Here is a 25,745-nt window from a genome sequence, read left to right as displayed (position 1 = left end):
GCAATCGTTGATCTTTTTCTTTTTATGGAAAGGGGAATATGCTTTATGCTTTATTTTGACCATTGCGCATCTACACCGCCTTATGATGAAGTCGTGCAGACGATGATGGAGGTGATGAGGTCGCAATATGCCAATCCTTCATCGCTTCATCGATTGGGCGCGGATGCGGATAAATTAATAGAACGATCTCGCGCGCTCGTGGCTCAGCAGCTGCAAACGACTAAAGGCGAGTGGATCTTTACTTCAGGTGGAACGGAATCCAATAATTTAGCAATAAAAGGCGTAGCAAGGCAGTATCAGGGCAGAGGGAAGCATCTCATAACGACGCAAATCGAGCATGCTTCGGTATATGAATCATTCAAGCAGCTGGAGCAGGAAGGCTTTCGTGTAACCTACTTGCCTGTCGACCGCTCGGGACATGTACGACCGGAGCATGTTATAGAAGCGATAACGGATGAGACGATATTGGTAAGCATTATGCATGTGAACAATGAGCTGGGCACGATTCAGCCCATTGAGGAGATCGGAATGCGGTTAAAGCAGTATCCCAAAATCCTTTTCCACGTTGATGCCGTGCAGAGCATAGGCAAGCTGCCGATTGCCATTGAACAATGGGGCATTGATTTGCTGAGCGGCTCTGCGCATAAGCTGAGAGGCCCGAAGGGCGTTGGTTTCCTGTATCTCCGCAGCGGCATAACGCTTTATCCGCTCTTCACTGGCGGCACTCAGGAAGGCAAGCAGCGGGCCGGCACCCAGAATGTGCCCGGTATTGTAGCCTCCGCTAAAGCGCTTCGTATGTCGTTAGAATCGCAAACGCAGCGCAATCAGAAGCATGCATCGTTGAAATCGCAGCTGAATAGCATAATTGATGATATTCCTGAGCTTAAGCGAAATGGAGGCGAGCCATCCTCTTCGCATATTGTTCACTTCTCATATCCCGGTATGAAGCCGGAAGTTATCATTCATATGCTGGAGCAGCATGGTATAATGGCATCAACGAAATCGGCTTGCTCGTCAAAGGACGATAAGCCTAGCCGTGTGCTGCTCGCAATTGGCGCAAGCCATGAGCAAGCAACTGGAGGCATTCGGATCAGCTTCGGGGATGAGCATGCAGAGCGGGATATTGCCGCCTTAGGTACAGCGCTGCGCCTTGTCGTCGAGCATTTAAAGCCGCTTGAGAGGAGATTGACTTAACATTGCTTTATGATCAAATTGTGCTCCGATATGGAGATTTAATGGTAAAGGGAAGAAACCGGAATAAATTTGAGAAGCGCATGCTTGAGCAGGTGAAGCAAGCCTTGGTCGCTTATGAGAATATTGCTTATTTCAAATCTTTTGGGCGTTTGTATGTCAAGTTGAACGGGCACCCGTACGAGCCTGTTGCGGATCGATTAAAGGATTTATTCGGCATCGTCTCTTTAAGTCCTGTCCGCAGCACGGAGCTGGATCTTGAGAAAATAAGAGAAGCCGCGCTGACGCTAATGCAGGCTCTGCCGGAGAAGCCCGCAACTTTTAAAGTAAGTGCTAAGCGCGCCTGGAAGAAGTTTCCACACAACTCACAGGAAATGAATCATTTGGTGGGAGGGCATGTGCTTCGTGCAATGCCTGATTTGAAAGTAAATGTAAGCAAGCCCGATGTCGAGCTGCGCGTAGATATTCAAGAGGAAGCGACATATGTGTACCATGAGGTCATTGCTGGCGCAGGTGGGTTTCCTTTCGCGTCGAACGGCAAAGCCATGCTGCTGCTCTCTGGCGGCATAGATAGTCCCGTAGCGGGCTGGCTGGCTCTGCGCAAAGGACTGGAAGTAGAAGCGGTGCACTTCCACAGCTACCCGTTCACTAGCGAGCAGGCAAAGGACAAAGTGATTGAGCTCACGAAGCGGTTGTCCTATTTCAGCGGGGAACCCATTAAGCTGCATCTTGTGCCCTTCACTGATATTCAAACAACGCTGGTTCAAGCGAAGAGCGATAACCTTATCATTACTCTAATGAGAAGAGCCATGCTGCGTATAACGGAGCAGCTTGCTCTGCGCAATGGAGCGAATGGAATCGTTACAGGTGAAAGCTTAGGCCAGGTCGCAAGTCAGACGCTGCCAAGCATGAATGTGATCGGACGCGCAACGCAGCTGCCGCAGTTGAAGCCATTGATTATGATGGACAAGCATGAAATTATTAGACTCGCAGAACGGATTGGAACGTATGAAACATCCATATTGCCCTACGAGGACTGCTGCACCTTATTTTTACCGAAATCGCCAAGCACGAATCCGAATTTAAGAATTACAGAGAAGATTGAGTCGCTTATCCCGAGCTATAATCAATTGATTGCCGCCGCTGTTGAAGGCACGGAGGAGCTCTTGTTAACGCCTGAGCTCCAAACAGCTGTGCAATCAGCAGGTGAGGACAGCTGGTTCTAATTTGAATATCGTACCTTCGATTATTTATTACACATGGAAAACCAAACGAAACAGGCCGTCAACCGGTAATGCTTAACCGGTTAACGGCCTGTTTCGTATTCTTATAAGTTGTGACAAAACACCATACCGCTTTCATGACGCGGCGTGATTAAGCAGTGGCTAGCTATTAATGCTGATATAAAAACTAAATTTACTCATGTCACATTATAAAAGAAGACAGGTTGTTGACGATCCTATTCTATTGGAAAATAAGAGAAAGAGCTATGGCTTCTTTCAATACCATTAAAAAGCTTCATACTACTAGTTGAAAGGAGGGGGAAATACGATGCCAGTGGGCTCCAAAAAATGGTGGAAGACATTAGGAAAGCAATATCAGCTGCTTATCATGTCGATCCCGTTTGTCTGTTTACTCGTATTATTTAGCTATGGTCCATTATGGGGATGGATTGTTGCCTTCCAGAAATATTACCCGGGCAGAGGGATTTTCGGAAGTGAGTTCATCGGTTTTGATAACTTTACGAGGTTGTTTAAAGATGAACGATTCTATCTTACTTTGCGTAATACGCTTGTAATGAGCATTATGAGTTTGATTACCGGTTTCGTAGGGGCAATCGGCTTAGCTTTATTGTTAAACGAAGTGCGAACTCGATTATTTAAACGGACGATTCAAACGGTTACCTACATTCCTCACTTTGTATCCATGGTCGTTATTGCAAACATCGTTCTGACATTTTTGTCACCCGATGAAGGGGCTGTAAACCAATTTTTATTGTGGCTCGGCATAACAGACAAGCCGATCTACTTTATGGGTGAGGGCAGTTTATACTGGATCATTAACACCTTGGTTGGATTGTGGAAAGAGCTTGGCTGGAGCACGATTATCTATCTTGCAGTATTAGCAGGCTTGAACCAGGAAACCTATGAGGCTGCAGATGTCGATGGTGCTGGCAGGTTTCAAAAAATGCTTCACATTTCTTTGCCAGGACTACTGCCGACAGCTTTGATGCTGTTTATGCTCAGCTTAGGATCTTTGATCAACACAGGCTATGAGATGCAGATGCTGCTAGGAAATCCGTTAAATATGGATCATTCAGAAGTACTCGACTTATACGCTTTGAATAGGACGCTCGGGGCAGGCCAATATGGTTTAGGCGTCGCATTAAGCATTTTTAAAAGTTTCGTTAGCTTAATTCTTGTATTTACAGCAAATTACTTTGTAAGAAAGGGCGGCCATGCACGCTTATTCTAAGACTGAGGGGGAGAGCCATGACTAGAAACAGAAATATTGGCGATATGGCCTTCACAGTACTTAACACAACGTTTTTAGTGCTGCTTGGCGCCGTCACGCTATATCCGTTTCTGAACTTGTTAGCGATTTCGTTTAATGATCCTTTAGATTCAATCAAGGGTCAAATTACATTATGGCCGAATATTTTTACAATCAACAATTACAAGATCGTATTTCAAAATGATGCCTTGTACAGTGCGGTGGTCATGTCGGTTTTAAGGACCGTTGTAGGCACATCATTGTCTGTCATTTGTACGTCGATGCTAGCTTACACCTTATCGCGTAAGGAGTTTCTGCTCCGTAAACCGGTCAATCTGATACTTGTTATCAGTATGTATGTGAACGGCGGTCTTATTCCAGGATATTTGCTTATTAAATCACTTGGACTTACGAATAGTTTCTGGGTTTATATCATTCCTGGTTTAGTGGGCGTGTTCAACGTCATTATTGTACGCTCGTATTTCGATTCCTTGCCGGAAGGCTTAATGGAATCAGCGCGAATCGATGGCGCGAATGATTTTCAAATTTTATTCAGGATCGTCTTGCCTGTAAGTATGCCGGTGATTGCTACAATTACACTTTTCATTGCTGTCGGCCATTGGAATTCGTGGTTTGATAACTATTTGTTTAATACGAGAGAAAATTTAAATGTATTACAATATGAGTTGATGAAAATATTGACGCAATCAACAGCGCAAGTAACAGCCGATGCTTCTGGATATGTGGACCCTGATGCTCTTAGAGTGACAACGCCACAATCCATAAGGGCAACGATGACCATTATCGCTACAGTGCCAATTTTATTGGTTTATCCTTTTTTACAGAAATATTTCATTAAAGGCATGACTGTAGGTTCAATGAAAGAATAATATAAGGGGTGTTCTAAAGTGAAAAAAAGATTAACTTGGCTCATGATTCTTACATTAATTATGGTATCGATTATTAGTGCTTGCGGATCAGAAAAAGAAAGTAAAACAAATAACGCCAGCGAGGAGCCAACCGCAGAAGTAGATACGAAGAAACCTGTAACGTATTCCATTAACGTCGTTGATCCTAAGTTCAAATGGACAGGTACTCCGGTCGGGGATGCTTTTACAGAAGCGACTGGCGTTACGATGAATTATACTCCTGTTATTGGCGATGTGAATCAAAAGTACGAAATATGGGCGGCGTCCGGTGACTACACAGATATTTTGATGCTGACTCCCTATCACTTGCAACGTTTTAAAAATAATGGAAATATTATACCTCTCGAAGATTTAATTGATCAGTATGGACCAAATATAAAGAAAAAATTAGGTAAATATTATGATCTGTTAAAGGATGAGGATGGACATATTTATTCCATCTATGGCATTCGTCAAGCGAATGAATCGCCAGCTGGAACTCAAGCTTCTTTTGCCGTGCAATATAAGGTATTAGAGGAAGCTGGATATCCCGAGATCAAAACATTGGATCAATTGTTCGAAGTAATCAAAGCTTACTACGAGAAGCATCCGACTGTTGATGGAAGCAAAACGATTCCTTGGTCCGGACTTGGCCTGCAAATGATCGCGAATAACTCGGCGATTTCGGCTGCTGGCAAACCCGATCATGGCGCCTATTTTATGGACGAAAACAACAATGTAAAATTAGCATATACTTCTGAATTTACGAAAGAATATCTTAAATTTTTGAATCGTTTCCACCAAGAAGGCATGCTTGATCCTGAATTATTCAGCTTGAATCAAGAAACAGGTTCCGCGAAAATTGCTCAAGGACGTGTCCTGGGTGGTTATTTCCCACAGTGGCTGTTGAGCAACCCGGAATCAACGTTGACTGCTACTGGAAAAACGGACAGTTTGTATGCGAAGTTCCCTGTATTGCTTAACGATGGTGTAGAAGACAAAGCCAATGCTATGGTGCTGCCAAGCTCCAGCAACTATTGGTCCATTACGGACAAGGCTAAGAAACCAGAACGAATCATCCAATTTATTGACTATTTGTTCACAGATGAAGGCCAAAAGCTGATCAACTGGGGCGTTGAAGGCGCACACTATGATGTTGTTGATGGGAAACGCGTTCGTAAGCAAGAAGTAATCGATGGTCCTAATGAAAATCCTGATTATGGTTACAATCAAGGCTTTGGCGGTCCGGTAGTCGTATTCTCTTATGGAGATGGCGCGAAATTGGATGATGGTGACTATGCAACATCGAGCACTCGTGAATCGATTAAAAGTCTATTAGATCCAAAAACAAAAGAAGTTCTATCCAAATACAACAAAGAGCTATGGTCTGATTTCTTGTCAGAACCGGCACTAATTCCTGCATTTTTGTGGCAAGTTCCTAGACCTGAGTATGTACAAGATATACAATACATATTTGATGACCTTCAGCCGATCGTCAACAAAGAAGTTCCGCGTATCATTATGTCGAAATCAGATGCAGACTTCGAACAAGCGTGGACGAGCTTTGTACAAGCTGTAGAGAAAAAGGGTTCCAAAACACTGGAAGAAGCTTACACAAAAATGTGGCAAGAGTATACGGCTAAGTTCAATGAACTCAACTAGACCTCTGCCAATAGGTGGTGGCATAGCTGGAAATAAGAACGAAAATTTTCATCGCTAATTTAATTTTATTTACGATTGTACTTCTAGTACTGGCGACGCATCAAGAAAGATTTTTGCGGGAATATACGATTGAAACGATGGAGAAGGAAGATAGCTATGCGGCCGTCCAACTGCTGCAAAATGTAAATAATATGCTTTCTTCTTACGAAATGACAGCGGATACCGCATTTTCGAGCAGCAGCTTTATTCAAAGGCTGCCGGTAAACAACGATTCTTTCTTTGAAGCGTATGATTGGTATTTGGATGAGTTTCGTCCGTATATTGATTGGATCGTATCTGCCAGAGATATATCTAAAATCACGGTTTACACCAGCTTATCTGAATATCCCTTCGCTGATATACGGCCTATTGATGAGGCTGTTAAACAGGAGAAGTGGTATAAAGAAAGCGTCAAAGGAACCAATAAACTAAGCAAGACATGGACAGTGGGGGAGAGCAATCTCTCCCATATACGCTATTTTAGGTTAACTTACCGTTTTTTTGAGCGAAAAACAAATGCAGAAACCATTATTACTTTCGATTTGGATGAACGATTGCTATTGAACCTGATTTCTGAACGGGATGAAGGACATCGCTATATTATTACGCTTCCTAATCAAGATGTTTTGTTAGATACTTTCGAACCAAATCGCCGAGGAAGCAGTATTAGCTCCTATGGCGCAGAGATGAAGGGAATGTTAAAAGCGGTTGATGCCGGCTCAAGTCCTAGCTCCTCTATCGTAGGCAACAATGAACATTATTTGCTTACTTCTGCCTCATTAACGGACCGGAAGAGTGTAAGCGGCTTGACGCTTTATTCATTCTCACCATTAGACGAATTAACTAGGAAATTGAATAAAATACGCTTGCAAACGATCGGATTATTTTTCACTGTGCTTTTGCTTTCAGCTTTGGTCATCTATGGCTTCTCGTCAGGAATAACGAAACGTTTCTATCTTTTAACGAAGAGGATGCGCAGTTTCGACATGAACAACTTGAATCAATCTGTGGAATTAAAGGGCAATGATGAGTTAGCTCAGCTTGGCAGAGTATTTAATGACATGACAGCGCGGATGAAATATTTGATCACTGAAGTCATCGAAACGAAGCTGGCCAGCAAAGAGCTTGAGATTAAAGCGAAGGAGTCAGAGCTTTACGCTCTACAAACGCAAATTAATCCTCATTATTTATTCAATACACTTAATGCAATATGCGGAAACGCTCTGGAAAATGGTGATCGGGAGACGGCGCGTATCGTCCAGCTCCTGGCAAGCTCTTTCCGAAATGTATTGCAAAAGGGCGGCAACGAAATTTCTGTGAGAGATGAACTAGATATCGTGCGCACGTATTTAGATATTCAAGTTTTCCGCTTTGAGGATAGATTGCATTATGAGATCGATGTATCAGAGCGCTACCAGCAGTGCGAGGTGCCTCGTCTATCCTTGCAAACTTTAGTAGAGAATGCAATCATCCACGGTGTGGAAAAGACAGATAAGCGTATTCGTATTTATATATGGTGTGAGCCTATTGATGATGATCGATATGCTCTTCATGTGACGAATGATGGTCCTGGAATGACAGAAGAGCGACGAGCGGAAGTATCAGCTTGGTTAATAAGTGAAACATTTTTGCAAAAGAATTCACGAATCGGGCTTTTGAATATTCATCAGCGGCTTCGGTATATGTACGGAGTGGACTATGGTATAAGGTTCAGCGCTGCAACTAACACGGAGACAACCGTATCGATGATTCTCCCCTATACATCTATGAGAGATTAATGAAAAGGAGCATCTATGTGTACAAGGTGTTATTGGTTGATGACGAACCTAGAGCCATAAAAACGATGTCCTATATTGTGGATTGGAAGCAAATTGGTTTTGTTATTGTCGGTCATGCTGCCAACGGCAAGCAAGCGATGGAAATGGTTGCGGAATATAAGGATATCTCTTTGCTTATTACGGATATTAAAATGCCGATTATGGATGGGATTGAACTCATACAAGAGGTACGCAAAAAATCTGATATGCCCATTATTATTATGAGCGGCTACGATGATTTTGAGTATGCGAAAAAATGCTTTCAATATGGCGTTAAAGATTATTTTCTCAAGCCGGTAAGCGAGACTGAGGTTCTGCAAGTTTTGCAGACGGTCAAGAACGAGCTGGATAGCCGCGATCAGCTCAAGCGTCAGCTCCGAATCGGGCTTTCCGCACTGCAGGATAACTTGATGAGAAAATGGTCGCATAGCTATTTGAAGCGAGAAGAGCTGGAGCCCTTTCTTGAACAGAAGGGAAAGAAAATGGAAGAGCAGCAAGCTTGTGTCCTCTTGGTAGAAATGGACTTCATGGAGGAATATGATACCAGTCGGACAAAATCCGAGATTGATCTAAAGCGTTTTGCCGTTCGAAATGTGATGGAGGAAGTACTGGCAGGGCATGGGCTTGTTTATGAAGAAACGGTCGAGCGCTACGGAGCAGTCCTTTTTAATGAATGGAATGACGATTTAGAAGCTCAGATTTACCATCAAGCGCAAGAGCTGCAACATAAGATTACACGGTATACGAAGGTTCAAGTGACCGTCGGGATAGGTGTCTGTGTAACAGAGTGGGACAGGCTGGCTGTTTCTTTTCAAACCGCTTGCCACGCTTTAGAGAAGAAATATTTTATGGGGATGCATACGGTCATACCAGCTTCCTCTTATAGGAAGCAAGTTTCCAACGAAGAGCTGTTCATGCTGCAGGATGTTGCTGCCATATTAAATGAAATCAAACAAGGAAATGAGAAAGGCTTTAAGGCGTTGTTGGAACGGCAGTGCGCTCAGATGATTCAAATGGAAACTCCGAAAGAAATTGTTCAGTCTCTGGTGCTAAGCTTATGCGTGCAAGGCTATGAGCTGCTCCTTCAATATTCGGGATCGAATGTGGATCAATTCCTCCCTAATCATAAGGACTATGAGGAAATTACGAATGCGAAGACGATTGTTCAATTATTTGAATTTGCAGTGCGAAAATGCTCGGAGACGATGGAGCAGCTAAAACAAAACAGCCATTCTCAGTCCCTTCAAACGATCATCCAAGTGAAACAATGGGTACAAGCGCAATATACATCGAATATTAGCTTAAAAAGCATAGCAGAATTTTTATTTGTTAATGCAACTTACTTGGGACAACAGTTTAAGTCAGTGGAGGGAATTACCTTTAATGACTACCTGCTTAAGGTTCGTATGGAGAAAGCCAAAGATTTGCTTCAGCATACAAACCTACGGATATATGAAATTGCAGTGCAAGTCGGATATCAAGAACTGGATTGGTTCTATAGGCGATTCAAAGAGTATACCGGTATGAGCACAACCAAATATCGGATGGCGGTAAGAAATGAAGTTGAACCAAATTGAAGAGGTGTCGATATGCTGAATAAATATATTGTAAGCAGAGATGATCGAGTCTATGAAGCTTTCCCCGCACTTGAAATGACAGTCAAAGAGCATCTTATTTGTGTGTTCTTGGAATGTGTAACCCATGGAGACCGTTCGAGAACGCGTATTGTTTATATGAAAAGTACAGATAGAGGACGCACATGGGGGGAGAAGCGCTGCTTAACGGAAAGTTTCCCTGATTCAGCTGAGTTTGACGATTGCCCAAGCATCAAGCGGCTGCATGATGGACGCCTCGTTATTATTGTGAACAAAAGCCCTCGATATGAGCCGGTAGGCTCTGGAACTCATCATAATTCGCCCAATTTAATCTATATCGGAGACTCGGATGGCGAACAATGGAGCGAGCCGATTGAGACACCTATCAAGGGAATCGTTCCAGATACGTTAGTGGAATTAGAAAACGGGCGTTGGCTTGTAACTGTACATAGAAAAAACCTGGAGCACGGTTTTTTAGAACAGCTATTATGGTATTCCGATGACGAAGGACAAAGCTGGAGCGGACCAATTACTGTCGCTAGCCAGGAAGGGCTCCAATTGTGCGAAGGCTCCATCCTGCCGCTGCCGGATGGAACGCTTGTCACTTACCTCCGTGAGAACTCGGATCTTGGCTACGGTGCGTACAAAGCCATTTCCCGGGATCAAGGGATGACCTGGGAAGGGCCATTCGAAGCACCAATCCCAGCATGCCATCGACCTGTCGCTCGTATGCTGCAAAGTGGACGTGTATTGATCACTTACCGTCTCGCACAAGCAGGGAAGGGTTGGCTCGGCAATTGGACACAAAACGTGTTTGTATGCATGACAGATGTAGAATCCGCTCTCGCAGGAAAGAGAAACGATCAATGGTCCCGCCTATTCCCGTTTGATTTCGACCGCAGTCCAGTGTCTGATTTGGGTTATACGGGCTGGGTACAATTCAGCGATGGCGAAATTTATATTGTTAACTATATTGTAGATGATGCGCCGAATGCTCATATCCGCGGATATTCGCTTCGGGAAGAGGATTTGATTCTTCCGGCGAGTTCATAAACAAAAAGCCGATTTGTTCATTAAAGCATTTAAGGGGGAATGGAATATATGACAAAGTACGATTTGAATGCTTTCAAAGGGATTATTCCAGCAATGAATGCGGTTTATGATGAGAATGGCATAATTAATTCAACTGTGATCAAACAGCTGGCACGCCATTATGCAGAGGTAGGAGTACAAGGCCTATATTTGGCAGGCAGTACAGGTGAAGGTCCTCTCCAAAGCGTTGAGGAGCGCAAGCAAGTATTAGAAGCAGTAGTTGAGGAAGTCGGCAATGAGATAACGATTATTGCTCATATTGGCGCACCATCGACACAGGATAGCGTGGAACTTGCTCGTCATGCGGCAGAAACTGGAGCTCATGCTATATCTGCAGTTCCTTGCATTTACTATCGATTAAACGATAATACTGTAGAACGCCATTGGCAAGCGATTATAGACAGCACAGATCTGCCGTTTATTGCTTACCATATTCCGGCGACTACCGGCTACCATCTTTCGAAGCAGCTTCTTCGCAAGCTTGCAGCTCAGGATAAAGTCATTGGTGTCAAAATTACGACAGAAAGCGCGTATGAATTACAGCAATTTAAACAAATTGGCGGCGAAAATTTCATTTTATTCAACGGTCCAGACGAGCAGTTTCTGGCAGGACGGACAATGGGCGCGGAAGCGGGCATTGGCGGTACGTATGGCATCATGCCTGAATTGTTCCTCAAGATTGACCAATGCTTTAACGCGGGTAATATGAAGGAAGCTCAGAAATGGCAATTTATCGTAAATGATATTATTACAGAGCTGCTAAGTACATCTTCCTTATATGGTGCCTGCAAAGAAATGCTGCGTTTGCGCGGATTTGAGACAGGCCTGCCCAGAATGCCGCTGCCGCAACTGCGTACAGACGAGCTGCCTAAGGTAAGTCAACTGAACGACAAGATTATTGAATATATTAAGCAATCCCACAGTTAGATCTAAGATATCGAGGTGATTGAAAGATGAGAAGCAATCCCATATTAAAAAGAGGCTTGATCGTATCCTGCCAGGCCTTGTCCCATGAGCCTCTTCACGGGGGGGATGCCATGCAGAAGATGGCGATCGCTACTGTAGCTGCGGGTGCTATTGCTATTCGAACGAATGGAGCAGATGACATTCGTAATATTAAACGTGCAGTTGATGTTCCCGTTATCGGACTCATAAAAAGAGATATTGAAGGATCCAGCGTTTTCATTACTCCGACGCTGGATGAAGTGAAGGCCATTATTGCTGCTGGAGCTGATTTCGTTGCAATGGATGTCACGGATCGCGAGAATCGGATCGAAGAAGCCTCGCGTCTAACGGAATATGCGCATGAGCAGGGCGTGCTGGTTATGGCGGATGTCTCTACTTTTGAAGAAGGCGTTCTAGCGGAGAAAATCGGGGTCGATTTAATCGGAACGACTTTATCCGGCTATACGCCTTATAGTTCGCAGCAGGATGAGCCTGATTTCGAGCTCGTTAAGCGATTAAGTCAAGAGTTGAATACGCCAATTATAGCTGAAGGGCGAATATGGCAATTCAGTGATGCACGTAAAGCTTTGGAGAATGGTGCTTACGCTGTCGTAGTAGGCAGTGCTATCACACGTCCACAATTAATAGCTGCGCGATTTGTTGAAGAGGTAAATAAAGCCGGTATTCGTATGAGCAGCGATGGCTAACATTCAGTATGATGCGAACGCATGCTACGGTATTGGGATTGATATCGGCGGAACCAAAATCAATTGCGGTCTCATTCGGGATGACGGAACTATAGTTGCCAATGTGAGCGTTCTCACGTTAGCGAAGCAAGAGAAGGCCATCTTGCAAGCAGCCTTGGCAGTTGAACAATTAATGCTGCAGCTGGAGCATTTAGGTATTGAGCCAAAGGTAAGAGGAATCGGCATTGGGACAGCAGGCCAAGTTCATTTCTCGGATGGAAGCATTCGCTGGGCATCTGATCTAATGCCGGGGTACAAGGGAACGAATCTTCGTACTCAAATGGAGCAGTTATTTCATGTCCCGGTCACCGTTGACAATGATGTCAATGTGCTTGCTGTAGCCGAATATTTATTTGGCTCGGGCCAAGGTGCAGCTAATCTACTATGCATTGCTTTAGGAACTGGTGTCGGCGGCGCTTTGATGATAAATGGCAACATCGTACACGGAGCATGGGGTGCTGCTGGTGAGATCGGCCACATGTCTGTCGATTATCGGGGGAGATCGTGCATTTGCGGCGGTATAGGTTGTCTGGAGCAATATGCATCGGGCAACAGCATTGCCGCTATTATGAACGAGAAATTGAGCTGTGTGAATAGCGAAGAGCTAGTCGATGCGAAGGAAGTTATTACCCGATGGTTAGCTGGTGATTCATTAGCTGTAGAGACGATGCAAGAAGTCATTGCAGCTCTTGCAGCTGCCATTGCTTCAGCGATTCATATGTTTAACCCCGATGTCATTACAATCGGCGGAGGAGTAGCGGAAGCCGGCGATGCATTGTTAATTCCGCTGCGCAACGCGGTAAGACAGCGGACGATGCCGTCATTCTACGAATCTGTTCAGATAGAATTAGCATTTATGGGAAATAAGAGCGCGATGATAGGCGCGGCTATGCAGCTCTGGACTTATTCTTCCGTTTCCTCTCAATGAAGGCGCCATGCGCTTATTGGGCAGCCGATTGCGTACATCCTAGTCCTGCTGGGCACGGTTTAATTGTGAGAGCCTGGCTGGAGACGGTTGGGGCGCTTCAACGAGTATAAACGGGTATGCTTGAACAAACATGATCAATAAACTAAAAGCAGAAATTCCTTAATGGGATTCTCTGCTTTTTTTGATTGCGCCATTTTTTTTGTACGAATTGGTCAACAATCCAGCAAAAATGGTTATTGTAATCGCCAGCGCGACGAATAACCAGAAGATAAGCGTATCATCGAAGAAGGCGTGAAATGATTTCTCGTGCGTAATCATTTTGGCTGCCGTATAAGCAAGCACGGCGGACCCTACATAAACAATCCATTCAAAGCGGTTAACAAGCATGATAAACAGGGTGCTGCCCCATACGACAACCGGTACGCTGATGATCAATCCCAGAATAACGAGCAAAGTATCGCCATGCGCAGCCCCTGCAACGGCGATGACGTTGTCGAGGCCCATTGCCGCATCGGCAATAATGATCGTTCGAATTGATTGCCATAGCGTATTTCCAGACTTGATATTGTCATGCCCGTCTTCCTGCACAAGCAATTTGTAAGCAATCCATAGCAGCAGCAAGCCGCCTACAAGATTTAACCAAGGAACATTTAACAGCTTTACGACTAATAATGTTGCGATGATACGAATGCTAACTGCTCCAACTGTACCCCAGACAACCGCTTTTTTCTGCTGCTGTTTGGGCAGATTTCGAGCGGCCAGTCCAATAACGATAGCATTGTCGCCAGCTAATATGAGGTCGATGAAAACGATGGTCAACAGGGCAGAGAAAAATTCGACCGATAATAGTTCCATTCGTTTTTCCATCCTTTCCGTTAACGCGCTGATTTAGCCCTTCTATAAATATGACCCGTCCTTCATTTTGATTCGATAATATTTGGGGACATATTCCCTACGGCTTGTTCATACAGCTGAAGTAGAGGGGGAATGCTCGGTGGACAGCCTATTTATTTTTTTGCAAATCGTCTTAATTAATATTCTGCTAAGCGGTGACAATGCTATCGTTATAGCGATGGCGAGTGCTCAGCTTCCATATGAGCAGCGCAAGCGTGCAGTATGGTGGGGTGCGATGGCTGCAGTAGGCCTGCGCTGTGTATTGACGCTAGTCGCTATTCAATTGCTCCAGGTCCCTTATCTGCAGGCCATAGGAGCGCTGCTGCTGTTCTATATCGCAGTTAAGCTGCTTGTGGAGGCGGGAAGCCAGTATGATTCACATGAAATCAGAAAAGCAAAAACAATCGGTCAAGCGATATGGACCATTGTCGTTGCTGATTTCATTATGAGCCTGGATAACGTTCTTGCGATTGCAGCCATTGCTGACGGCGATTCGGTGCTCATACTGCTTGGAATTGCGCTCAGCATACCGATGATTATTTGGGGAAGTCAAATACTGGGCAAGCTCCTTCATAAATTTCCAGTGCTTTCCTATATTGGTGCAGCTTTACTTGCCTATGCGGCAGGAGGGATGCTGATGCATGATCCGGGACTTAATAATTTGCTCTTCCATGGGTCGGAAACGTTGGCTGAAGCCATTCCGCTGCTATGCGTACCTCTTGTTATCGTGCTTGCGATTTTGAGGAAAAAGCCCATATAATGCGGTTTTTTTAATAATTCCGTTCTCCTTAAATATGGCGGAACGGTTTTTTTTTTTTCATAGGCACGCTACGTACTGGTATTTTTGCTTTAATTCCTATAAACTAATATAGATAAAAACTGTCGTCTTTCGTCATTACTTGCGATCGGCGTAGTAAGGAGCGGATCGCGAATGCCTAATAACAAATATTCCGCTGGAATTATTTTGCTGTTAGCCGGTATCGTTATTTTATTGGGCAAGTTAGGTGTATTCAGCTTTTTGGGAGCAATCTTCTGGCCGCTGCTCGTCCTAATCCCTGGACTATTGCTGCATGTGCTGTATTTCGGCCGATTAGTACCGGCAGTTGTGCTTGTCCCAGGCGGAATGCTCGTCGTATATGCCCTGCTGTTTATCATCTGCAACCTATTTGGGTGGGATAGCTTGAAATATTTGTGGCCGCTGTTTATTTTTGGAGCTGCGGCAGGACTTTACGAATATTATTTGTTCGGTTCATCCATTCCGCGTGTCGTACTAACGGCAGCGATCGCGCTTGCCGCCGCTTCGGCTGTGTTCGTCATCTTAGTGCTATTGTGGAGCTGGGGAATTTATGCGATTGCTGTAGCGTTTATTGCAGCGGGTATTTGGATGATGCTAAGCAGACGCAGACGCTGGTAAGTGAAGTTAAGCAAGTGATTTGAAGAAAGAGATTTAAATAAAAAACAAATGGAGTGGATTACAAGTTATGCAAGCAAGAGAGAAATTACGGAATATCGCCATTATTGCCCACGTTGACCACGGTAAAACGACATTGGTTGACAAATTGCTTCAACAATCAGGAACGTTTCGTGATCACGAAGCTGTTCAAGAACGCGCAATGGATTCCGGTGATATCGAGCGTGAGCGCGGAATTACGATTTTGGCTAAGAACACAGCTATTAACTACAAGGACTACCTGATTAATATTGTGGATACGCCTGGACATGCTGACTTCGGCGGCGAGGTTGAGCGTATTATGAAAATGGTTGACGGCGTTATATTGGTTGTTGACTCCTTCGAAGGCTGCATGCCGCAAACTAAATTCGTACTTCGCAAAGCGCTTGAATCGAATCAAACGCCTATCGTTGTAGTGAACAAGATCGACCGTCCGAATGCAAGGCCTTCTGAAGTTATAGATGAAGTGCTTGATCTATTTATCGAGCTTGGCGCATCGGATGAACAGCTTGAATTCCCTGTTGTCTATGCATCAGCGCTTAATGGTACATCCAGTCTTGATCCAGATCCAGAGAAACAAGATAATAACATGGAAGCCTTGTATGAAACCATTGTAAGCAATATCCCATCACCAACTGAGGACACGGAGAAGCCATTGCAATTCCTTGTTACTTTGCTTGACTACAACGAGTACATGGGCCGTATTGCGATTGGCCGTGTCAACCGCGGTATAATCAAACAAGGTCAATCGGTTGCTGTAATGACTCGTGAGGGCGGAACAAAGCAAGCAAGAATTGAGAAGCTGTTCGGCTTCCAAGGCTTGAAGCGTATTGAAATTCCAGAAGCGGGAGCGGGCGATATCGTTGCAATAGCAGGTATCCGTGAAATTAATATCGGTGAAACAATCGCTGATCCACAAAATCCGGAAGCTTTGCCTGTACTAAAAATTGACGAGCCTACTTTGCAAATGACATTCCTTGTAAACAACAGCCCATTTGCCGGCCGTGAAGGAAAATGGGTTACATCCCGTAAGCTTCGCGAGCGTCTGTTCAAAGAGCTTGAAACGGATGTTGCGCTTCGTGTTGACGAAACAGACAGCCCAGATGCATTCGTAGTATCCGGACGCGGTGAGCTTCACCTAGGTATTCTAATTGAGAATATGCGTCGTGAAGGGTTCGAATTGCAAGTATCCAAGCCTGAGGTTATCGTTAAAGAAATTGACGGCCAGAAGAAAGAGCCTTACGAGCGCCTTCTAATCGATACGCCTGAGGAAAGCATGGGCGCGGTTATGGAGAGCCTAGGAACGCGCAAAGCCGAAATGGTCAATATGATCAATAACGGAAACGGCCAAGTTCGTCTGGAGTTCATTATTCCGGCACGCGGCTTGATTGGATATCGTACGCAGTTCCTAACATTGACTCGCGGCTACGGCATTATGAACAACGCATTTGACAGCTATGGTCCACTTGCTGGTTCAGGTGTTGGCGGTCGTCGTCAGGGCGTTCTTGTAGCCAGTGAGAACGGTACAACTACCTTCTACGGCATGATGGGCGTAGAAGACCGCGGTATTCAATTCTTGGAGCCGGGTACTGAAATTTATGAGGGCATGATTGTCGGCGAGCACACGCGCGAGAACGACATCATCGTCAACATTTGTAAAGTTAAACAATTGAATAACATTCGTTCCGCTGGTAAGGATGATACCGTTACGCTGAAAAGCCCGCGTCTATTCTCCCTTGAGCAAGCGCTGGAATATTTGAACGATGATGAGTTCTGTGAAATTACGCCGAAGTCGATTCGTTTGCGTAAAAAAATCTTGAATAAGAGCGAGCGTGAGCGTGCGGACAAAAACCGTAAAAATGCTCAAGCAAGCGTTTAAGGTCATCTAATAATTAACGTAAGGTTTTGCATATGCGAAGCCTTACGTTTTCTTTAAAGTAGGAGTGGGATTATAAGTTTAAACACTTATAATCCCACTTATATTTCACAGCAAAGCAGCTTTGCTGTGCAACTAAATTATGGCATAAGCCGTTTATGTATTGAAGGAGGTTGACACGGTATGCAAGCGTGGCTAAGTGATCATAAGTTAGTGTCCTATTTGCTCATATTGGGCTTCACGATATACATATTTAATAAAGTGTTTCGTGCTCAACAGAAGCTGCCGTTATTGAAAGAAATTCTTGTTTATGCATTAATTTTATTCGGATCATTTGTTTTAATGATCCTGCAGGTGGATAAGCTGCCAATCATTCAATGTATGGGAGTAGCGGTCATTATGATGATGATGCTTCGCGGCCGTCAGTTGTATGACAAATGGAAGGGGAATAAGTCGAATGATGCGACTCCTCCAGAAGCTGAGCCTCGTAAATGAAGCTTGAGGATGCTCTATTCAATTGGCTGCAAATAAAGCTTGTTGCGAATGCCCGTCCCGATGATGGAGCAGCGCAGGATACGGTTCTTTTCTTTGCGCAAATATTGACAGAGGATCACGGGCTGACTGAATTTGCGATTGCAAAAACGGATAATACGATGATTCATGTAACGTATGAGAAGGATGGCCGTACTAAGCTGCAGCTTTATCCCAGGGAACGCTGCGAGCAGCTACTGACGGACATTGAAGCAAATCCAAAATATAACTGAGCTTGAAGGTGGAGCATATGAGCAAAGGTTCAACGGAATTACCTACTAGAATGGCTGCCCGCCAATCTGCAAAGTCTAAAAAGAAGAAAAAACCGCAAAAAAAACGTTCTGTTTTTAAAACGCTATTTATTATATTTTTTTCCATACTCCTTATTATAGCTGCTGTGCTTGCTTATCTTGTGTTTAAAGCGGACAAAGCGGTTGATCAAATTTCAGAAGTGGAAGACTCAGAGGTTGTCATTCCCGTTGGCGAGTCGGTGAAAGAGAAGTCAGTGGCCGTGCTGCTGCTGGGACTTGATGCGCGAGCAAACGGCGGCGGATTGAATACGGACGTTATGATGGTTGCTGCCTTTAATCCAACGACCAAATCAACGACTATCGTTACGATCCCTCGAGATTCAAGAATCGACATTAAGGGATACAGCGCACGCAAAGCGAACAGCTTCTACGCTGACTTTTATATGAATGCGCTCAACAAAAAGAAGCTTCCGAAAGAAAAAGCGTTTGCCGACGCGAAAGAAGAAGTGCGCACCGTGATGAGCGAGCTGTTTAACATTGATATTAAATATTCAGCCGTTATTAACTTCCAAGGCTTTGCTGATGTTGTAGATGCGCTTGGCGGAGTGAAAGTCGATGTAGACATGCGCATGAAATATAAGGATAATGCGGATGGCACGAATATCGATCTTGAGAAGGGTATCCAAACATTGAACGGTGATAAAGCGCTTGATTTCGTCCGTTACCGCAAATCGAACGACGGTAGAAATATGTCGAGCGACTTTGATCGGAACAAGCGGCAAAGCCAAGTTATAAGCGCTCTTACTGACAAAATGAAATCATTCAGCGGAGCAACGAAAATAGGAGATGTAATCGATAGCGTTGGAAAAAATTTAACGATTGATATGCCTCCTAAAGAAATTAAAAATATGCTGACAACCTATTTTGGCATTAGTAACAGTGATATTACATTTATACCGCTTGAAGGGGACTGGAGAAGTCCTTATGTATATCTGAACGATGCCAGTCTTAACGCAGCCCGGACGGCGCTGCAAGCAAAAATGGCTGAATAACCATAGACGGTCTCTAATAAGCTAGATATAATAAAGCTACGGAGGCCGTTTTGTATTCTGTTCAGAGGGAGGTCATGTCCATGACCAAAGCCGTATCCGCACAATTGCAGCTAATGATTGGAGCTAAGCATAAGCAATTCCCTATTCCAATGCATGCCGTTTTTACGGATTCTGACAGAAAAGCCTTAGATGCTTTAGCTTGGAACAAGGTATTGCGTTGCAGCAAACGCATGCCCTTGGCAAGAAATTGTGACAAATTGAATAAACAGCGTGCAGCGAATGGCTTGGATGTACAAGTGTTCACTGCCATGATGAAAGCCTAGTGGAATGATCACTAGGCTTTTTGTGTCTTCTGCAAGGCATTTACAATTTCTTATTTTATTTTTGGGTTTGTTGCTGGTTTACCGGCTCCTTCGGAATTGTATCGCGCGGCATTTGTGGAATGATACGTCCCATAATATCGGCCATTTCTTCAGCGAAGCCTGCTATCGGTCTCCCGCGCTTGATATCTGTGCCGATTTCGTTAATGCGTTGGGATAGATCCATATCTGCGGTTACAAGCGCATCTATTCCATAAGGGTCCTTGCGTAAAGCTTCAGCAACGGAATATTTAATCGTACCCACTCTGGATCGGTCTAATTTGCCATCTACGTCAAGCCCGACGACTGCGGTATTGCCGACCACGATGCAATGCGCATTATTCACGCCGTCGATTCCTTTGGCCAACTGCTCCAGATGTGCCGCAACCTGTTTGGAATTTTTAATTTCTTTTTTCTGAGGCTCCGTTTGCTGCGTTCTAACCTTGCCATTATTTTGTGGAGAGGGTGATGTTTTGTTACGTGCGACTGTGCTGCAGCCTGTCGCAACAATCGCAATAATGATCGCAGACGCTATCCATTTCAACATGTTTGCCACCTCATTTTTTCGTTGAAAAATCAGAAATTCACTTGTCCGCCATAGTTTACCCGCGGATGAGCAAGGCTATGTATGGCTTTTGATGAATATCCAACGCCGGGAGGGTTCTCATGAAAAAAATATTCGTGCTCGATACTAATGTGCTGCTTCATGATCCGCAAGCGATCTTTGCTTTCGATGATAATGAGGTCATTATTCCCGCTGTTGTGTTGGAGGAGATTGATTCAAAAAAAAGATTGGCTGATGAATTAGGACGCAATGCGCGATCTATCTCGCGCTTGCTAGACAAAATGAGGGAAAAAGGACATTTGCACGAAGGAATTGAGCTTCCAAGCGGCGGACTGCTCAAGGTGGAGCTTAATCACCGAAGCTTTATGCGGGTGCAGGAAATGTTCGGAGAAATGTCCAATGATAATCGAATTTTGGCGGTCGCGCTGAATTACCACATAGAGCAAGAAAACGAAGACGAGAAGCAAAGCATTGTACTAGTTAGCAAGGATGTGCTTGTCCGTATTAAGGCGGATGTGCTTGGCTTGCAAGCACAGGATTATTTATCAGATCGAGTCGTCGTATCGTCAGAATTTTATACAGGCTATATGACGCTATATGTGCATCCTGCGGTCATTGATGAATTTTATACGTACCGTTTTCTCACCGTTAACAACTTACAGCTAAATATTCGCTTAAACCCTAATGAGTTTGTTATATTGCGCGATGAGATGGGCACTTCCAAATCGGCTCTTCTGAAGGTTAGTCAAGACGGTGCCAGATTGGAGCCCTTATACCTGAGTAATGATCCTGTATGGGGTATTACAGCTAGAAATGCTCAGCAGCGCATGGCGCTTGAACTGCTTTTGAATGATGATATTCCACTCGTTACACTTACGGGCAAGGCTGGTACGGGCAAGACGCTGTTGGCGCTCGCAGCAGGCCTTCTGAAGACAGAGGATGAGCATAAATATAAGAAGCTGCTTATAGCTAGGCCAGTCGTTCCAATGGGCAAGGATATCGGTTATTTGCCCGGCGAGAAGGAGGAGAAGCTTCGACCGTGGATGCAGCCGATTTATGATAATCTGGAATATTTATTTGATACGAAGAAAGCCGGGGATATCGACAAAATATTAATGGGAATGGGCAGTATACAAGTCGAAGCGCTCACCTATATTCGCGGGAGATCGATACCGGGTCAGTTCATTATTATTGATGAAGCGCAAAATTTAACGAAGCATGAAGTGAAAACGATCGTGTCGCGTGTCGGTGAAGGCAGTAAAATTGTATTGATGGGAGATCCGGAGCAAATTGATCATCCCTATTTGGATTCCATTAGCAATGGATTGACGCATATCGTAGACCGATTCAAAAATGAAGGTACCAGCGGTCATATGACGCTGGAGAAAGGTGAACGCTCGAAGCTTGCCCAGCTGGCTGCTGATTTGCTTTAATACAATTCAAGGGACTGCTCCAACAGGATCATTATAGATCTGTTGGGCAGTCCCTTTTGTTGTAATTATTATGTCCTAGGTATAAAGAAGTACTTTCATTTGGACAAAGCTTGAAATAATTGTTATCCTATTTTTAGTAGAACTATGGATGAAAGGAAGAAAGCTGTGACTCCCAGAAAATATGCGCCGCTCATTATCGGCGCGTTACTGTTAGCAGCACTATTATTAGTTCCCTTCTCAAGAAACGCGAATCCAGCCAGCATAGGCAAGCCTGACGGGAAATCAACGATACCAACTGTGCCCGGCGTGCTTGAAGTTCATCGCCAGTCGAATATTCATGTAACCGTTTCCTTGCCGCATGATCAATATAAACAGCTGTCAGCATTAAACCAGGAATTTATGATGAAATATCCTTATATTCAGGTAAAGCTGACGAATGAAATATCGCAAGACAGCGCATATGAGCGCTGGACGCTCCAGAGCCAGCAGCGGCAAGCGGCAGATGTGATGCTGCTCGATAGCGGCTGGGTTAAGCCATTCGCCGTACGCGGCTTCCTGCAGTCCTTAGACAGCATGCTGACAGGCGATACGCTGTCTGATCAAATGACAGGCCTCCTAGACCCACTGAAATGGAATGGGTACTTATGGGGGGTGCCGAAAGATGTAAACCCTTATATTATAGCTTGGAGCAGTACTTTGCTGGAACAGCTTGGGCTTAAGGCCCCGCCAGCTGATTTCCAAGCCTATCAGGAGGCTGCTGCCGGATTAAATGAATTAGATGCAGAAATAAGTATTTTGAATTGGAGTGCGGGCGATTTAAAACAGCAGTTGGTTTGGCTTGCAGCATTTCAATCTGAAATTACAAATATGATTAATGCTCGTCCATTTACAGCGGATCAAACGGCAGAGCTAGAGTGGCTGCACACGATGAAAAACCAAATTAGCACGATCAAAATAGAAGACATCGGTGAATTAAACGAAGCGTTTCGCAGCAATAAGCTGCTTGTCGCGATTATGCCTTGGAATGCTTATGAGAAATTGAATGAGACCATTCGAGATGACCTGATCGTGGATCGCAATCGGATTGATTTTCCGTGGCTTAACGGCCGCAGCTATGTCATTTCCTCCAACAGCCAAGCAGATGAAGAAGCTATGCTGTGGATTCAAGAGATGACCAATATTAGCAATCAGCAGCAATCGTATACGGCTTCAGGACTATTGCCGGCCAAAGCGTCCCTGTATGCGATTAACAGTTCATTAGAAAGTAATCAGGCTAAAATTCCTCCAGCGTGGTGGAAGAAGGTGCTCAGTGAGAAGCAGCCGGAAGATGAGATAGCTGCGCCAGATCCGCTTTGGCCGGAGAGATGGCGAAAGCTTGAACGGAAATGGCAATTGTACACACAGGAATCCTTGCAGATTGATGAGTATATCGAAAGTCTAAATAGCGGCAAATAAAATGAAACAAACAGTCGAACAGGCGTGACTTACGCCTGCTCGACTGTTTGGTTTGCTATAGCTTCAAATTAAGCTTTATGACCAGCTCGCCATCTTTCATTTCAACCTCTTTGGCTTTAAGAAAGGATACGATCAGATCAGGATAAAAACCTAAATCAAATTCTTTTTCAAGTGATTTGCGGGTAGTGTCCGGCAAAGAGAAGCCGTTGAAATAGAGCTCGTCAACATGAAATAAAATGGCATTTTTCGGATCATTCTCAATTGTATAATGGCCTGTAATTTTAATTTCCATATTGTCTCGTTTGCCTTGGGCAGTGACCTTGCCATCGGCAAATTGGAATGAAAAATGTTTAAATATATCATTTTGCTCGCGTAAAAAGCTGTTTAAATCACCTTCAGGCACTGTTATTGTATAATTAAAACCTTTAATATCGAGCAGCTGCTTATTGTCCTGCACCCAGCTAGGAAGCTTCTGCATAGCCTTCGACAGCGCTCTGAAATATTGCTTTACCTCATCCATTCCGGCAGATTCCCAGAAGGATGTGAGCTCATTAATAAGAATTCGAATACGTTCAGCATCTGAGCGTCCTGCAAGCTGTTCGTCCAAATTTTTCTCTAATGCCAGAACACGCAGCTTCTGCGTTTGCAGCTGATCCTCCAGTGCAGTTAACTCACTGCGCCTAACTGCAAGCTCATTATAGCCGTCTTTTACCTTCCGATATTGCTCCATATATGTATTCAAGGTATTCTTGTCATGGGTTAGTATAATTTCAGCATAATCGATCATTTGAAACAATTCGGATAAGGAATCAAAGGATAGAAGAGCGGCGAACAAAAAATCTCGGTCCCCCATATAATAAGCGCGCAGGATGCTTCCTGCTTCGTCCTGCTTCTCTGATATTTGCTGCTCCTGCTGCAATAATTGCTGCTCGGCATCCGACATCGTCAAGGCGAGCTGCTTCTTCTGCTCTTGTATGCGGCTAATTTCCTTGTCAATTTCTACAACGGACAAGCTCTTCTCAAGCAGCGTATGCATATCTTCTTCGGCAGCTGGCTGGGGCTCGGCCCAAACGGGAAGCCGAATCAGGAGCGTCGCCATAAGAAGGACGGCTATTGCTGCGGCTGATATTCGATTTCGATTCGCTGACAGTATCAACGGCATCCTCCCTCCTCGGCATTCATTCATTTTATGCGGCAATTCATTCTATTATATCTTACATTTAGAAAAGGATGAACCTAACTATGAAGGAACAGAAGCTTGTTTTGACAATTGCGAAGCAAATTGCTGAATCGCCCTTAAAAGGCTGGTTTATTCATTCTAGTGAAGCCAGCTGCTCCGTAAATTGTATATCTTTCCTACAATATATGAGCGCCTGTTTATACGATTCCGAACACGGCTATTACCGTGGTGGGCCGATTCGTGTAGGTAAGAAAGGTGATTTTTATACAAGTTCGTCTATAGGAAGGGTTCTTGGCGAGATTCTTGGCGGTTATTTCGCAGCGTACGCAAAGGCGGCAGGAAAACCGTTGAAGCTCATTGAATGGGGGGCCGGCATTGGGCGATTATCGGCGCAAATTACCGCTTCTGGTCGAAGCCGTTACAAAGCTTGGGATTCGATAATGAGTACTATACTAGTCGAGGACCATCCGCTTCATGTCAGAGCCGCTTTGGAGGCATTCGAGGAAGTGGGGGGCAACGAGTCCGCTCCATTGCTGTCAACCTCTAATGAGGCATGGGGATCAGATTGGCTTAAACAGCCGGCGATCGTGCTTGCTAACGAGCTGCTTGACGCTTTTCCCGTGCACCGTGTTCAAATGGCTAACGGTAAGCTGGTAGAGCTTGGTGTCGCATGGGATGCCGTTCAGGGCTTCTACGAGGTGTTTATGCCACTAACCGATGTGCGAATAAGCGGATGGCTGGAGCGGGATTGCGTTCAATTGCGGGAAGGCCAGCGGACGGAAGTGCATGCTGGAGCTGTTGACTTTCTGAAGCGGCTCGGAAGCGCCATGACCGAAGGGATGCTTGTCATCATCGATTATGGACATGAGTCAGAGGAATACACAGCGGAACATCGCATGCTCGGTACGCTGATGTGCTATTGGCAGCATCAAGCAAGCGATAGTCCATATGTTCGCGTTGGCGAGCAGGATATAACATCACATCTTCCTTTTACATTTATCCGCCGCTCTGCTGAGGAACATGGCTGGCGAACGGTCAGCTATTGTACCCAAAAGCAATTTTTAATGGAAAACGGCGTGCTGGAACTGCTTCAGAATCATCAGAGCACAGATCCGTTCAGTGAGACTGCCCGCATGAATCGCGCGGTAAGACAGCTGCTGCTTAGCGATGAGATGAGTGAGACCTTTAAAGTGCTGGTGCTTGAGAAAAAAAATCCGGATACAGAAAAAGGTGTCAGCCTCTAGGGCTGACACCTTTTTCTGTTAGCTGTAGTATGTAGCTCG

General features: G+C 44.7%; 24 protein-coding genes. 21 read left to right on the top strand and 3 right to left on the bottom strand.

The window, feature by feature from the left end:
* The first annotated feature begins 45 nt into the window (after positions 1-45).
* The 11 genes from CEF13_RS18095 (at position 46) to CEF13_RS18045 (ending at position 13,416) form a co-directional block, all read left to right on the top strand.
* On the top strand, positions 46-1,194 hold the full coding sequence (locus tag CEF13_RS18095) for a cysteine desulfurase family protein (RefSeq protein WP_102712654.1): 1,149 nt from the start codon (positions 46-48) through the stop codon (positions 1,192-1,194).
* A 2-nt stretch (positions 1,195-1,196) separates the two neighbouring features.
* Complete coding sequence (gene thiI, locus CEF13_RS18090; RefSeq protein WP_102712652.1) at positions 1,197-2,417, top strand: tRNA uracil 4-sulfurtransferase ThiI; 1,221 nt, start codon at positions 1,197-1,199, stop codon at positions 2,415-2,417.
* Between the two features lie 325 nt (positions 2,418-2,742).
* A complete protein-coding gene (locus CEF13_RS18085) occupies positions 2,743-3,666 on the top strand; it encodes an ABC transporter permease (protein WP_102712650.1) in 924 nt (307 codons plus the stop codon).
* A gap of 17 nt (positions 3,667-3,683) precedes the next feature.
* A complete protein-coding gene (locus CEF13_RS18080; protein WP_102712648.1) occupies positions 3,684-4,574 on the top strand; it encodes a carbohydrate ABC transporter permease in 891 nt (296 codons plus the stop codon).
* Positions 4,575-4,592: 18 nt separating this feature from the next.
* Entirely contained in the window at positions 4,593-6,254 is a 1,662-nt protein-coding gene (locus tag CEF13_RS18075) for an extracellular solute-binding protein (protein ID WP_102712646.1), read from the top strand.
* A 113-nt stretch (positions 6,255-6,367) separates the two neighbouring features.
* Positions 6,368-8,071, top strand: coding sequence for a sensor histidine kinase (locus CEF13_RS18070; protein WP_102712644.1), 1,704 nt, complete (start codon positions 6,368-6,370; stop codon positions 8,069-8,071).
* Positions 8,072-8,088: 17 nt separating this feature from the next.
* Positions 8,089-9,687, top strand: coding sequence for a response regulator transcription factor (locus CEF13_RS18065; protein WP_166742731.1), 1,599 nt, complete (start codon positions 8,089-8,091; stop codon positions 9,685-9,687).
* 12 nt (positions 9,688-9,699) lie between these two features.
* Complete coding sequence (locus CEF13_RS18060; protein WP_102712640.1) at positions 9,700-10,758, top strand: sialidase family protein; 1,059 nt, start codon at positions 9,700-9,702, stop codon at positions 10,756-10,758.
* Positions 10,759-10,806: 48 nt separating this feature from the next.
* Entirely contained in the window at positions 10,807-11,724 is a 918-nt protein-coding gene (locus CEF13_RS18055; protein ID WP_102712638.1) for a dihydrodipicolinate synthase family protein, read from the top strand.
* Between the two features lie 26 nt (positions 11,725-11,750).
* Positions 11,751-12,449 carry an N-acetylmannosamine-6-phosphate 2-epimerase gene (locus CEF13_RS18050; RefSeq protein WP_102712636.1) on the top strand — a complete coding sequence of 233 codons (699 nt, stop codon included), beginning with the start codon at positions 11,751-11,753 and terminating at the stop codon, positions 12,447-12,449.
* A complete protein-coding gene (locus CEF13_RS18045) occupies positions 12,442-13,416 on the top strand; it encodes an ROK family protein (RefSeq protein WP_102712634.1) in 975 nt (324 codons plus the stop codon). The genes CEF13_RS18050 and CEF13_RS18045 overlap by 8 nt, the downstream gene beginning before the upstream one ends.
* A 159-nt stretch (positions 13,417-13,575) precedes the next feature.
* On the opposite strand, the gene CEF13_RS18035 is transcribed toward CEF13_RS18045, so the two are convergent.
* Positions 13,576-14,271, bottom strand: a complete 696-nt coding sequence (locus CEF13_RS18035; protein WP_102712632.1) for a TerC family protein — start codon at positions 14,269-14,271, stop codon at positions 13,576-13,578.
* Positions 14,272-14,410: 139 nt separating this feature from the next.
* Here CEF13_RS18035 and CEF13_RS18030 point away from each other — a divergent pair, with 139 nt between their 5' ends.
* From CEF13_RS18030 to CEF13_RS18000, 7 genes are all read left to right on the top strand, one after another.
* Positions 14,411-15,070: a TerC family protein gene (locus CEF13_RS18030; RefSeq protein WP_102712630.1), complete on the top strand. Its 660-nt coding sequence runs from the start codon at positions 14,411-14,413 to the stop codon at positions 15,068-15,070.
* A gap of 171 nt (positions 15,071-15,241) precedes the next feature.
* Positions 15,242-15,724, top strand: a complete 483-nt coding sequence (locus CEF13_RS18025; protein WP_102712628.1) for a hypothetical protein — start codon at positions 15,242-15,244, stop codon at positions 15,722-15,724.
* A 67-nt stretch (positions 15,725-15,791) separates the two neighbouring features.
* On the top strand, positions 15,792-17,639 hold the full coding sequence (gene typA, locus CEF13_RS18020; RefSeq protein WP_102712626.1) for a translational GTPase TypA: 1,848 nt from the start codon (positions 15,792-15,794) through the stop codon (positions 17,637-17,639).
* Positions 17,640-17,819: 180 nt separating this feature from the next.
* On the top strand, positions 17,820-18,131 hold the full coding sequence (locus CEF13_RS18015; protein WP_102712624.1) for a YlaH-like family protein: 312 nt from the start codon (positions 17,820-17,822) through the stop codon (positions 18,129-18,131).
* Positions 18,128-18,400, top strand: a complete 273-nt coding sequence (locus CEF13_RS18010) for a hypothetical protein (RefSeq protein WP_102712622.1) — start codon at positions 18,128-18,130, stop codon at positions 18,398-18,400. Before CEF13_RS18015 ends, CEF13_RS18010 begins: the two co-directional genes overlap by 4 nt.
* A 17-nt stretch (positions 18,401-18,417) precedes the next feature.
* Positions 18,418-19,470 carry an LCP family protein gene (locus CEF13_RS18005; protein WP_102712620.1) on the top strand — a complete coding sequence of 351 codons (1,053 nt, stop codon included), beginning with the start codon at positions 18,418-18,420 and terminating at the stop codon, positions 19,468-19,470.
* A gap of 80 nt (positions 19,471-19,550) precedes the next feature.
* Positions 19,551-19,793, top strand: coding sequence for a hypothetical protein (locus tag CEF13_RS18000; RefSeq protein WP_102712618.1), 243 nt, complete (start codon positions 19,551-19,553; stop codon positions 19,791-19,793).
* 55 nt (positions 19,794-19,848) lie between these two features.
* On the opposite strand, the gene CEF13_RS17995 is transcribed toward CEF13_RS18000, so the two are convergent.
* A complete protein-coding gene (locus tag CEF13_RS17995) occupies positions 19,849-20,376 on the bottom strand; it encodes a YhcN/YlaJ family sporulation lipoprotein (protein WP_102712616.1) in 528 nt (175 codons plus the stop codon).
* Between the two features lie 119 nt (positions 20,377-20,495).
* Here CEF13_RS17995 and CEF13_RS17990 point away from each other — a divergent pair, with 119 nt between their 5' ends.
* Both CEF13_RS17990 and CEF13_RS17985 read left to right on the top strand, forming a co-directional pair.
* A complete protein-coding gene (locus tag CEF13_RS17990) occupies positions 20,496-21,827 on the top strand; it encodes a PhoH family protein (protein WP_102712614.1) in 1,332 nt (443 codons plus the stop codon).
* A 165-nt stretch (positions 21,828-21,992) separates the two neighbouring features.
* Positions 21,993-23,282, top strand: coding sequence for an ABC transporter substrate-binding protein (locus CEF13_RS17985; protein WP_166742730.1), 1,290 nt, complete (start codon positions 21,993-21,995; stop codon positions 23,280-23,282).
* Positions 23,283-23,337: 55 nt separating this feature from the next.
* Here the strand turns inward: CEF13_RS17985 and CEF13_RS17980 are convergent, their stop codons facing one another.
* The gene (locus CEF13_RS17980; RefSeq protein WP_102712610.1) at positions 23,338-24,444 is read right to left on the bottom strand and encodes a coiled-coil domain-containing protein; all 1,107 of its coding nucleotides are present in this window, start codon (positions 24,442-24,444) and stop codon (positions 23,338-23,340) included.
* A gap of 80 nt (positions 24,445-24,524) precedes the next feature.
* On the opposite strand from CEF13_RS17980, the gene CEF13_RS17975 reads away from it, so the two are divergent.
* Complete coding sequence (locus tag CEF13_RS17975; RefSeq protein WP_166742729.1) at positions 24,525-25,706, top strand: class I SAM-dependent methyltransferase; 1,182 nt, start codon at positions 24,525-24,527, stop codon at positions 25,704-25,706.
* The last annotated feature ends 39 nt before the right edge of the window (positions 25,707-25,745 follow it).

Source organism: Paenibacillus castaneae, from assembly GCF_002884445.1.
In the GTDB taxonomy this organism is placed as follows: domain Bacteria; phylum Bacillota; class Bacilli; order Paenibacillales; family Paenibacillaceae; genus Pristimantibacillus; species Pristimantibacillus castaneae.
Note: the sequence above shows the minus strand (reverse complement) of the source record. Positions and strands in the feature narration are given on the sequence as shown.

Coding starts and splice junctions, on each gene's coding strand:
- CEF13_RS17995 (WP_102712616.1), bottom strand. CDS start 20,376: ATGTTGAAATGGATAGCGTCTGCGATCATTATTGCGATTGTTGCGACA.
- CEF13_RS18015 (WP_102712624.1), top strand. CDS start 17,820: ATGCAAGCGTGGCTAAGTGATCATAAGTTAGTGTCCTATTTGCTCATA.
- CEF13_RS18060 (WP_102712640.1), top strand. CDS start 9,700: ATGCTGAATAAATATATTGTAAGCAGAGATGATCGAGTCTATGAAGCT.
- CEF13_RS18085 (WP_102712650.1), top strand. CDS start 2,743: ATGCCAGTGGGCTCCAAAAAATGGTGGAAGACATTAGGAAAGCAATAT.
- CEF13_RS18000 (WP_102712618.1), top strand. CDS start 19,551: ATGACCAAAGCCGTATCCGCACAATTGCAGCTAATGATTGGAGCTAAG.
- CEF13_RS18050 (WP_102712636.1), top strand. CDS start 11,751: ATGAGAAGCAATCCCATATTAAAAAGAGGCTTGATCGTATCCTGCCAG.
- CEF13_RS18010 (WP_102712622.1), top strand. CDS start 18,128: ATGAAGCTTGAGGATGCTCTATTCAATTGGCTGCAAATAAAGCTTGTT.
- CEF13_RS18025 (WP_102712628.1), top strand. CDS start 15,242: ATGCCTAATAACAAATATTCCGCTGGAATTATTTTGCTGTTAGCCGGT.
- CEF13_RS17980 (WP_102712610.1), bottom strand. CDS start 24,444: ATGCCGTTGATACTGTCAGCGAATCGAAATCGAATATCAGCCGCAGCA.
- CEF13_RS18095 (WP_102712654.1), top strand. CDS start 46: ATGCTTTATTTTGACCATTGCGCATCTACACCGCCTTATGATGAAGTC.
- CEF13_RS17975 (WP_166742729.1), top strand. CDS start 24,525: ATGAAGGAACAGAAGCTTGTTTTGACAATTGCGAAGCAAATTGCTGAA.
- CEF13_RS18005 (WP_102712620.1), top strand. CDS start 18,418: ATGAGCAAAGGTTCAACGGAATTACCTACTAGAATGGCTGCCCGCCAA.
- CEF13_RS17990 (WP_102712614.1), top strand. CDS start 20,496: ATGAAAAAAATATTCGTGCTCGATACTAATGTGCTGCTTCATGATCCG.
- CEF13_RS18055 (WP_102712638.1), top strand. CDS start 10,807: ATGACAAAGTACGATTTGAATGCTTTCAAAGGGATTATTCCAGCAATG.
- CEF13_RS18080 (WP_102712648.1), top strand. CDS start 3,684: ATGACTAGAAACAGAAATATTGGCGATATGGCCTTCACAGTACTTAAC.
- CEF13_RS18045 (WP_102712634.1), top strand. CDS start 12,442: ATGGCTAACATTCAGTATGATGCGAACGCATGCTACGGTATTGGGATT.
- CEF13_RS18035 (WP_102712632.1), bottom strand. CDS start 14,271: ATGGAACTATTATCGGTCGAATTTTTCTCTGCCCTGTTGACCATCGTT.
- typA (WP_102712626.1), top strand. CDS start 15,792: ATGCAAGCAAGAGAGAAATTACGGAATATCGCCATTATTGCCCACGTT.